Source organism: Clavibacter sp. MX14-G9D (assembly GCF_032917815.1).
Classification (GTDB): Bacteria; Actinomycetota; Actinomycetes; order Actinomycetales; family Microbacteriaceae; genus Clavibacter; species Clavibacter michiganensis_K.
The window spans coordinates 1-7,108 of record NZ_JAVCVL010000143.1 but is presented as its reverse complement, the minus strand read 5'-3'; the positions used below and the strand labels follow the sequence as shown (position 1 = coordinate 7,108).

Annotated in this window: 11 protein-coding genes; 3 read left to right on the top strand and 8 right to left on the bottom strand. The window is 75.0% G+C overall.

Going from position 1 to position 7,108, the window contains the following annotated elements:
- The 4 genes from Q6969_RS11310 to Q6969_RS11295 all read right to left on the bottom strand — a co-directional run.
- Positions 1-304 (bottom strand): zf-HC2 domain-containing protein (locus Q6969_RS11310; RefSeq protein ID WP_317230531.1); only part of this gene is annotated, 304 nt, incomplete at its 3' end.
- Positions 301-807: a sigma-70 family RNA polymerase sigma factor gene (locus Q6969_RS11305; protein ID WP_094114770.1), complete on the bottom strand. Its 507-nt coding sequence runs from the start codon at positions 805-807 to the stop codon at positions 301-303. The genes Q6969_RS11310 and Q6969_RS11305, both read right to left, overlap by 4 nt.
- 124 nt (positions 808-931) lie before the next feature.
- Positions 932-1,585, bottom strand: a complete 654-nt coding sequence (locus Q6969_RS11300; RefSeq protein WP_317230530.1) for a hypothetical protein — start codon at positions 1,583-1,585, stop codon at positions 932-934.
- Positions 1,582-2,127: a sigma-70 family RNA polymerase sigma factor gene (locus Q6969_RS11295; protein WP_317230529.1), complete on the bottom strand. Its 546-nt coding sequence runs from the start codon at positions 2,125-2,127 to the stop codon at positions 1,582-1,584. Before Q6969_RS11295 ends, Q6969_RS11300 begins: the two co-directional genes overlap by 4 nt.
- A gap of 280 nt (positions 2,128-2,407) precedes the next feature.
- On the opposite strand from Q6969_RS11295, the gene Q6969_RS11290 reads away from it, so the two are divergent.
- On the top strand, positions 2,408-3,100 hold the full coding sequence (locus tag Q6969_RS11290) for a YceI family protein (protein WP_317230528.1): 693 nt from the start codon (positions 2,408-2,410) through the stop codon (positions 3,098-3,100).
- Positions 3,101-3,167: 67 nt separating this feature from the next.
- On the opposite strand, the gene Q6969_RS11285 is transcribed toward Q6969_RS11290, so the two are convergent.
- Together Q6969_RS11285 and Q6969_RS11280 are read right to left on the bottom strand one after the other, a co-directional pair.
- Complete coding sequence (locus tag Q6969_RS11285) at positions 3,168-3,542, bottom strand: PH domain-containing protein (RefSeq protein WP_317230527.1); 375 nt, start codon at positions 3,540-3,542, stop codon at positions 3,168-3,170.
- A gap of 71 nt (positions 3,543-3,613) precedes the next feature.
- On the bottom strand, positions 3,614-4,282 hold the full coding sequence (locus Q6969_RS11280; RefSeq protein WP_317230526.1) for an SDR family NAD(P)-dependent oxidoreductase: 669 nt from the start codon (positions 4,280-4,282) through the stop codon (positions 3,614-3,616).
- 125 nt (positions 4,283-4,407) lie between these two features.
- On the opposite strand from Q6969_RS11280, the gene Q6969_RS11275 reads away from it, so the two are divergent.
- Positions 4,408-4,884 (top strand): hypothetical protein, encoded by a 477-nt coding sequence (locus tag Q6969_RS11275; protein WP_317230525.1) that lies wholly within the window; start codon positions 4,408-4,410, stop codon positions 4,882-4,884.
- A gap of 29 nt (positions 4,885-4,913) precedes the next feature.
- Here Q6969_RS11275 and Q6969_RS11270 read toward each other — a convergent pair whose 3' ends face one another.
- Both Q6969_RS11270 and Q6969_RS11265 read right to left on the bottom strand, forming a co-directional pair.
- Complete coding sequence (locus Q6969_RS11270; RefSeq protein WP_317230524.1) at positions 4,914-5,387, bottom strand: HIT family protein; 474 nt, start codon at positions 5,385-5,387, stop codon at positions 4,914-4,916.
- The gene (locus Q6969_RS11265) at positions 5,384-6,010 is read right to left on the bottom strand and encodes a helix-turn-helix domain-containing protein (RefSeq protein WP_317230523.1); all 627 of its coding nucleotides are present in this window, start codon (positions 6,008-6,010) and stop codon (positions 5,384-5,386) included. The genes Q6969_RS11270 and Q6969_RS11265 overlap by 4 nt, the downstream gene beginning before the upstream one ends.
- 33 nt (positions 6,011-6,043) lie before the next feature.
- Between Q6969_RS11265 and Q6969_RS11260 the strand changes: the two genes are divergently transcribed.
- Entirely contained in the window at positions 6,044-7,057 is a 1,014-nt protein-coding gene (locus Q6969_RS11260; protein WP_317230522.1) for a DMT family transporter, read from the top strand.
- The last annotated feature ends 51 nt before the right edge of the window (positions 7,058-7,108 follow it).

Genomic DNA, 7,108 nt, shown 5'->3' with positions numbered 1-7,108 from the left:
GGCGGCGCAGCGGCACGCGGTGCGACGTGGGGACGGGCGCGGGCGCGGGCAGCGCCGTCGCGCCCTGCGGCTCGGGTGCGGTCGGGGTCGCGGCAGGCGCGTCGGGCTCGTCCATGAGCGCGAGAGCGTCCTCCACGGGCAGCATCCGCAGCACCCCGGGCAGCCCGGAGAGCTCCGCGAGGGAGCGCATGCACGCGTCGCAGCCCTCGAGGTGGGCCTCGAAGAGCGCGCGGTCGGTGGCGCTCAGGCTGCCGAGCACGTAGGCGGCATCCCACTCGTGGATGTCGTCGGCACGGTCGTTCATCGGGTGACTCCTCGTTCCTGCAGGGCGAGCCGGAGCGCCTTGAGCGCGTAGTGGAGGCGGGACTTGATCGTGCCTGGGGGGACGCCCTCGCGTTCGGCGGTCTCCGCGACGCTGCGTCCCAGGTGGTAGCAGCTGACGACCGCGCGCCGGTGCTCGGGCGAGAGCGACGCGAGGGCCTCGGCCACGAGCAGGCGGTCGATGATGGCGTCGGACGCGTCGGCGACGGGATCCTCCGGCAGGGTGTCCGTCGGGGTCTCGCGGCCGCGCCAGGCGCTGCGCCGGTCGTCGATCACGAGGTTCCGCACCACGGTGAACAGCCAGCGGCGGGCCGACTCGTCGTCCTCCGCGAGGATCGCGGGCGAGCGCCAGGCCCGCAGCAGCGCCTCCTGCACGACGTCCTCGGCGAGCGCGGGATCCCCCGTGAGCCGCAGCGCGTACCGCTGGAGCGCGGGCGCGTGCGCGTCGTGCAGCGCCCGCATCCGGGCCGTGCTCTCCGTGGTCATCCGTGCCTCCTCCCTCCACGACGAGATGGACGGCCGGAAGGTTCACCGCTCGCGGGAATCATCGCAGGTGGACATCGCGGATCCCCTGTCCCGCATCGCGCCGTCCCGACCTGCCGGAGCCGGCTCAGCCCGGGAACGCCTGGTCGTACAGCGCCGCGAGCTCCGGACCGTCGACGCCCGTGAGGCCGCAGGAGGCGACGCGCCCGTCCGCGGCGGCGACGAGGTAGGTCGTGCCGTCGGCGAAGACCGGCGCGGCGCCGTCCACCACCTCGTCCGGATCGCCCGGGGACACGACGACCGTGTCGGACGGCTCCCCCGCGAACACGCGGTCGACGCGGATCGTCGCGGTGCCGTCCTCCACGCTCTCGACCGTGCCGCGGAAGGCGAGGGTCGCCGCGGCGGCCAGACCCTCGGGCGTGATGACGGCGCAGCTGTCGGCGAGCCCGCCCGACGCGTCGACCGTCAGGCGGGTGCTGTCCCCGCCGCCCCGCGGCAGGACCACGGCCGCGACGACGATGGCGGCCGCGGCGAGGACGGCGCCGAGGACCAGCGGGCGCCGCAGCGGCCGCGGCCGTCGGCGGTCCGACCCGCCGCCGGAGGGCGCTCCGCGGCGTGCGGTCGTGCGGGTGGTCTCGTCCATGGCGCGCTCCTCCAGCTCGGCGCGCTGCCCGGGTGACAGCGGCGCGAGGTGCGGGGCGGGATCGGCGGCACGCAGCCGGCGGTCGATCCCCGCGTCGGGCTCCCCCGCCGCGTCGGATGCGTCGTGTCGTGTCGTCATCGGCCCGCTCCTCCCCTCTCCTCGTCATGTCCGCCTCGCGCCTCGATCTTCCGGATCGCGTCCGCGAGCCGGCGGCGCGCCCGGTGCAGCCGGATCGAGACCGCGTTCGGCGTGACGTCGAGGACGCGGGCGATGTCGGTCACGGCCAGCGCGTCCCACGCGTGCAGGCGCAGGACCTCGGCGTCGGCCTCGCGCAGGAGCCCGAGCGCCTCGCGCACCAGGTCGACGCGGGGATCCGGTCCGTCGTCGTCGGGCGGCACCTCCGTCGGCGGGTCGACCGTGACGATCCGCGCGACCAGCCGCTCCTGGCGGCGCAGCGCGCGCAGGGCGTTCCGCAGCTGCAGCCGCGCGACGCCGATCGCGTAGGGGATCTCCTCGCCGTCCGGCACGTCCGGGAGCCGGCGCCACAGCACGACGAGCGTCTCGCTCAGCACGTCCTCGGCGGTCGGCGCGTCCACGCGCCGGGCGAGGTACCGGCGCACCGGCTCCAGCACCTCGCGGACGACGGCGTCGAAGCGGGTGCGGGATCCGGGGTCGGGCATGTCCACTCCTCCGCATGTCCGGCACCGGCGCGGACCTTTCCGTCCCGCCGGCAGGTCGAGGATCCCAGGGCCGCATCGGCACCGACAGGTCACGGCGCGGAGCGGACACGCCATCGCCATCGCCATCGCCACTACCGCCGCCGCCGGCCGGCCGGCCGGCCGGTCGAACCTGGCAGGAACCTGAACGCGTGAACGTTCTCCGCGGCTGGTCCGTCGTCCCTGATGTCGGCGCAGTCCCTCGCGGCGACCAGATGAGCACCATCCGGATCAGGAGACCCCCATGCAGAAGAAGACCAAGATCATCCTCGGCACGAGCGCGGCCGTGGTCGTCGTGCTCGGCGTCACCGCCGCCGTGGCCGGACCGGTGTTCTACCGGGACGTCATCGTCGGCGCCCCCGCCGCCGCCCCGTCCGTGTCGGCCGCCCCCGCCGACTCCACGCTCGACACGAGCGACCTGTCGGGCGACTGGGCCATCGGCACCGGCAGCACCGCCGGCTACCGCGTCGACGAGGTGCTGAACGGCACCGACGTGACCGTCGTCGGCACCACCGAGGACGTGACCGGCACCATCACGGTCGACGGGTCCACCCTCTCGGCCGCCACCGTGACGGTCGACGTCGCGAGCATCGCCACGGACCAGCCGCCGCGCGACTCGTACTTCCGCGACGAGGCCATGCAGGTCTCGCAGTTCCCCGACGCGACGTTCACGCTCACGCAGCCCATCGACGCGGCCGTCCCCGCGAGCGGCGAGGTCGCCACCGTCGACGCCACCGGCGAGCTGACCATGCACGGCGTCACGCAGACCGTCACCGTCCCGCTGCAGGCCGCGCTCTCGGGCGACGGCGTGCAGGTGAGCGGATCCATCCCGGTCACCTTCTCCGACTACGGCGTCGAGGCGCCGGACCTCGGCTTCGTGAGCGTCGAGGACCAGGGCACCGTCGAGTTCCTGGTGAAGGCCACGCCGGCCGGCTAGTCCGAGCCGACGCACGACGGGAGGGGGAGGAGCGCTGCGGCGCTCCTCCCCCTCCCGTCGTGGCGGATCAGTGCGCGTGCAGCACGGCCCACGCGATGAGGCCGTCGATGCGCCGGATGTCCGCGCCCTTGCCGAGCTTCACCTTGATGTGGCCGGCGCGCGTCCAGAGCTCCAGCTCCGCGTTGAGGTCGAAGGTGCCCGCGTTCTCGGTCGACCACATGTTGATCGAGCTGTACGGCAGCGAGTAGAGCTCCACCTTCTTGCCCGTGATGCCCTGGGCGTCGCGCACGATGAGGCGCTTCGTCGTGAACGTCGCCGAGTCGCGGAAGGTGCGGAACGAGGCGACGGCCTGCTCCCCCTGCACGAGCAGCTCGTGGACGTCGTCGGGCACGGGGATCTCGGCGGCGAGGGTCCAGGTCAGGAGGGGTGCGGTGGCGTCCATGCTCCGAGAGTGGCAGCCGGGCACGGGTCGCGCAGGCCCCCATCAGGGCGGCCCGCGCGACCCGCGGACCGCTACTCGTCGTCCATGGTGGTCGCGAAGCGACGGAACTCGCCGCGCTCCACGTGCATCGCCCACAGCGCGTCCGCGAGCACCTGCGGGTCCTTCCTCGGGTGGCCCGGCCGGATCGAGCCGGGGATGATCAGCTGGCCCACGTGGATCCCGTCGCCCGCGAGCGCCTCGTGGATCATCTGCCCGTAGGCGGTCTCGCCCGCGAACCCGATGGACGTGCCGGCGAACTTCGGCAAGGGCTGGACCGCCGTGCCGCCGTTGACGAACAGGACGGTGCCCCGGCCGAGGACGCGCATGCCCTGCAGCACCTGGTGCACGGCGGCGACAGGGGCCTGGATGGAGAACTCGAACGCGCCGACGAGGTCGCCGGGCGTGGTCTCCAGCACGGGACGCAGGAACTCCTTCTGCGGGAGCGGGCTGTACTGCAGCACCTCGACGGGCCCGAGGTCCTGCGCGGCACGGTCGAGCGCGGCGGCGAGCGCCACGTGGTCGCGCACGTTGGCCGCGTAGCCGCGCGCGGTGATCCCCTCCTCGGAGAGCGTGCGCGCGAGGTCGTCGAGGCGCTCCTGGCTGCGCGAGACGAGCGCGACGGCGAAGCCCTCGGCTCCGAAGCGGCGGGCGACGGCGGCGCCGAGGCCGGTGCCGGCCCCCACGATGGCGATGGTGGTCATGCTTCTCCTCCTGATGGTGGATCGGGACCCCCGCGCGGCGGGTGCGTCCGGGGTGCGTCCCCTCGACGCTAGGCCGTCCGGGCGTCGGCGAGGGCCTCGATCCGCCCTGCGGCTAGCGTGGCGGGATGCAGCTGACGCCCGAGCTCGCCGCGCAGCTGGCCCGCGTCCCACGGACGCACGGCGGCCTCGTCGCGCCGTGCCGCGTGACCCTCCGGTCGGGCCGGGTCCGGGACCGGGTCCTCGTCGGCGAGCGCGCCGCACTCGCCCGGGCCGGCTTCCGCATCGCGACGGCGTTCGAGGTCGAGGACGTCGCGCGCATCGAGGACAGCCCGGTCCGGCTCGCGGCGGAGCTGGCCGAGCGGATCCACGAGGCGGGCGAGAGCGGCATGGGCTACGAGCGCTTCCTCGTCCGGATGCGCGACGGCTCCACGCTGCCGTTCGTGACGGTCGGCGCGGCCGACTTCCCCCTCTGGCCGCCGAGCGTCGACCCGCGCGATGCCGTGGACGTGCTGCCGCATGGCGGCCGCGAGGTCTTCCGGCACCGGCAGCCGACGCCGCACGAGAGCGCGGCGCCGTCGTCCTGGCTCCTCTACGACGACTAGGCCGCCGCGGGCGCGATGCGATGCGGGCGTCAGCCCGCGAGCGCCCCGTGCAGCAGGCGCGCGAACAGCAGCCGGTCCTCCGGGGAGGCGAAGTCGGCCAGCGGCGCGGATCCGTACAGGTCGTCGTCCGCGAAGCGCGGGAACACGTGGACGTGGAGGTGGAACACGTCCTGCCCGCCGTCCGGCTCGTTGTGCTGGCGCGTCGAGACGCCCGTGCATCCGTAGGTCGAGCGCATGGCGACCGCGACCTCCTGCACCAGGTCCACGACGGCGTGGTGGTCCTCCCGGCCGATCGCGTACAGGTCGGGGACGTGGATGCGCGGCACGACCAGCGCATGCCCGCGGTTGCGCGGCCACCAGCGCGGGGCGATGAACGCGACGGCGCGCTCCCGCTCGGCGACGACGTCCTGCGGCAGCGGCGCGCGCGCCGGCGCACCCTCGAGCAGCGCGCAGAACGGGCACGCCGCCCGGGTCGCATCCGAGGCCGCGGGCGCGGCGGTCATCGCGGCGCCGAGGTCGGCAGCGCCGACGCGAGCACGGCGCGAGCCGCCTCGCGGGCCGCCTCGAAGGGGCGTCCGAAGGTGCCCATGCCGAGCGTGACGAGGGCGCCCTCGTAGAGCAGCATCAGCGTCCGCGCCGTGCCCACGGGATCCGGGGCGCCGGCCTCCCCGCACAGGTCGCGGATCAGCTCGAGGAGCCACGCCTTCTGGCGCATCGTCTCGGGGAGCACGTCGTGGCCGTCGTCCTCGTCGCCCAGGTCGCCGGTGCCGAGCTCCGCGCGGGCGTTGATCGCGCTGCAGCCCTTGGGGGTGTTGGCGTCGCCCCAGGTGATCGCGGCGTCGAACACCGCGAGCACGCGGTCCGCCCCCGGCTCGGGCGTGCGCGCGAGGCGCACGGCCAGGTGCTCGCGCCACCGCGCGTCCCGGTGCTGGAGGTACGCGACGACGAGCTGCTCCTTCGACCCGAAGCGGTCGTAGATCGTCTTCTTCGTGACGCCGGCCGCCGCCGCGATCGCGTCGACCCCGACCACGTGGATCCCCCGCGCGTAGAAGAGCTCGGACGCGGCGTCGAGCACGCGACGGGCGCCGGGGGTGAGGGGGGCGAGGTCGGGCACGGGGATGGTCACACGACCAATATACCGGTCTGTATAGTCGAGTCCATGATGAGTAGACAGATCGGTATACCGGCCCGCGTGGTGACGGTGGCGGCGGCCGTCGGCTTCGTCCTCGCCTGGAGCTCGGGGTTCCTCATCGCGGCCGTCGGCACGGTGGAGGTGCCCGCGACGACGCTGCTGCTCTGGCGGTTCGCGCCGCTCGCCGTCGCCCTCGTCGCGCTCGTCGCGGTGACGGGCGCAGCGCGCGGGGTGCCGGTGAGGATGCTCGGACGGCAGGCGCTCATCGGCTCCTCCGCCCAGCTCGGGTACTGCGCGTTCGTCTACGCCGCGATCGGCGCGGGGATCGCCACCGGCACGACCGCGCTCATCGACGCGGTGCAGCCCCTCGTGGTCGCGACGCTCGTCGGCCCGCTGCTCGGGCTGCGCGTCCGCGCCGCGCAGTGGGGCGGGCTCGCGCTCGGCGCCGTGGGCGTGGTGCTCGTGGTGCGGTCGCAGGCGGGGGCGGCGGACGCGGATCCGGTCTCCTACCTGCTCCCGGCCGCGGCCATGGCGTGCCTGGTCGCGGGCACGTTCCTCGAGCGCCGGTCGTCCGGGCGCCCGCCCGTGCTCGTGACCCTCACCGTGCACGTCGTCGTCACCGCGGTCGCCCTGGCCATCGCCGCCGCGTGCACCGGCACGCTGGCGCCCCCGGCCGATCCCGTGTTCTGGGTCACGGCCGTCCTCGCCGCGCTCGCGCCGACGTTGGCGGCCTACGGGCTGTACTGGTGGCTGCTCGAGCGGGTCGGCATCACCGCGCTCAACGCGCTGCTGTTCCTCGTCGCGCCGACGACCGCGGCCGCGGGGGCGCTGCTGCTCGGCGAGCGGATCACGCTGGTGACGCTCGCCGGCTTCGCGCTGTGCGCGGCGGGCGTCGCCGTGGTCCTGGTGACGGAGGGCACGCGGGCGGCCGGCGGGACACGTCCCGGCGGCGCCGCCCGGGTCGCCGTCGACGCGCTCCCGTCCCCCCAGTCCGGGAGCGGATCGGGCCGAGACCGCCGGGAGCGCGCCGCGACGCCCTAGGGTCCGGGCATGAGGGCATCACGGACCATCGACCACCCCGCGGCCCCGGCC

Excerpts from the sequence above, each read along its gene's own strand:
- Q6969_RS11305 (WP_094114770.1), bottom strand. The coding sequence starts at position 807 with ATGACCACGGAGAGCACGGCCCGGATGCGGGCGCTGCACGACGCGCAC.
- Q6969_RS11300 (WP_317230530.1), bottom strand. The coding sequence starts at position 1,585 with ATGACGACACGACACGACGCATCCGACGCGGCGGGGGAGCCCGACGCG.
- Q6969_RS11275 (WP_317230525.1), top strand. The coding sequence starts at position 4,408 with ATGCAGCTGACGCCCGAGCTCGCCGCGCAGCTGGCCCGCGTCCCACGG.
- Q6969_RS11260 (WP_317230522.1), top strand. The coding sequence starts at position 6,044 with ATGATGAGTAGACAGATCGGTATACCGGCCCGCGTGGTGACGGTGGCG.
- Q6969_RS11295 (WP_317230529.1), bottom strand. The coding sequence starts at position 2,127 with ATGCCCGACCCCGGATCCCGCACCCGCTTCGACGCCGTCGTCCGCGAG.
- Q6969_RS11285 (WP_317230527.1), bottom strand. The coding sequence starts at position 3,542 with ATGGACGCCACCGCACCCCTCCTGACCTGGACCCTCGCCGCCGAGATC.
- Q6969_RS11280 (WP_317230526.1), bottom strand. The coding sequence starts at position 4,282 with ATGACCACCATCGCCATCGTGGGGGCCGGCACCGGCCTCGGCGCCGCC.
- Q6969_RS11290 (WP_317230528.1), top strand. The coding sequence starts at position 2,408 with ATGCAGAAGAAGACCAAGATCATCCTCGGCACGAGCGCGGCCGTGGTC.
- Q6969_RS11270 (WP_317230524.1), bottom strand. The coding sequence starts at position 5,387 with ATGACCGCCGCGCCCGCGGCCTCGGATGCGACCCGGGCGGCGTGCCCG.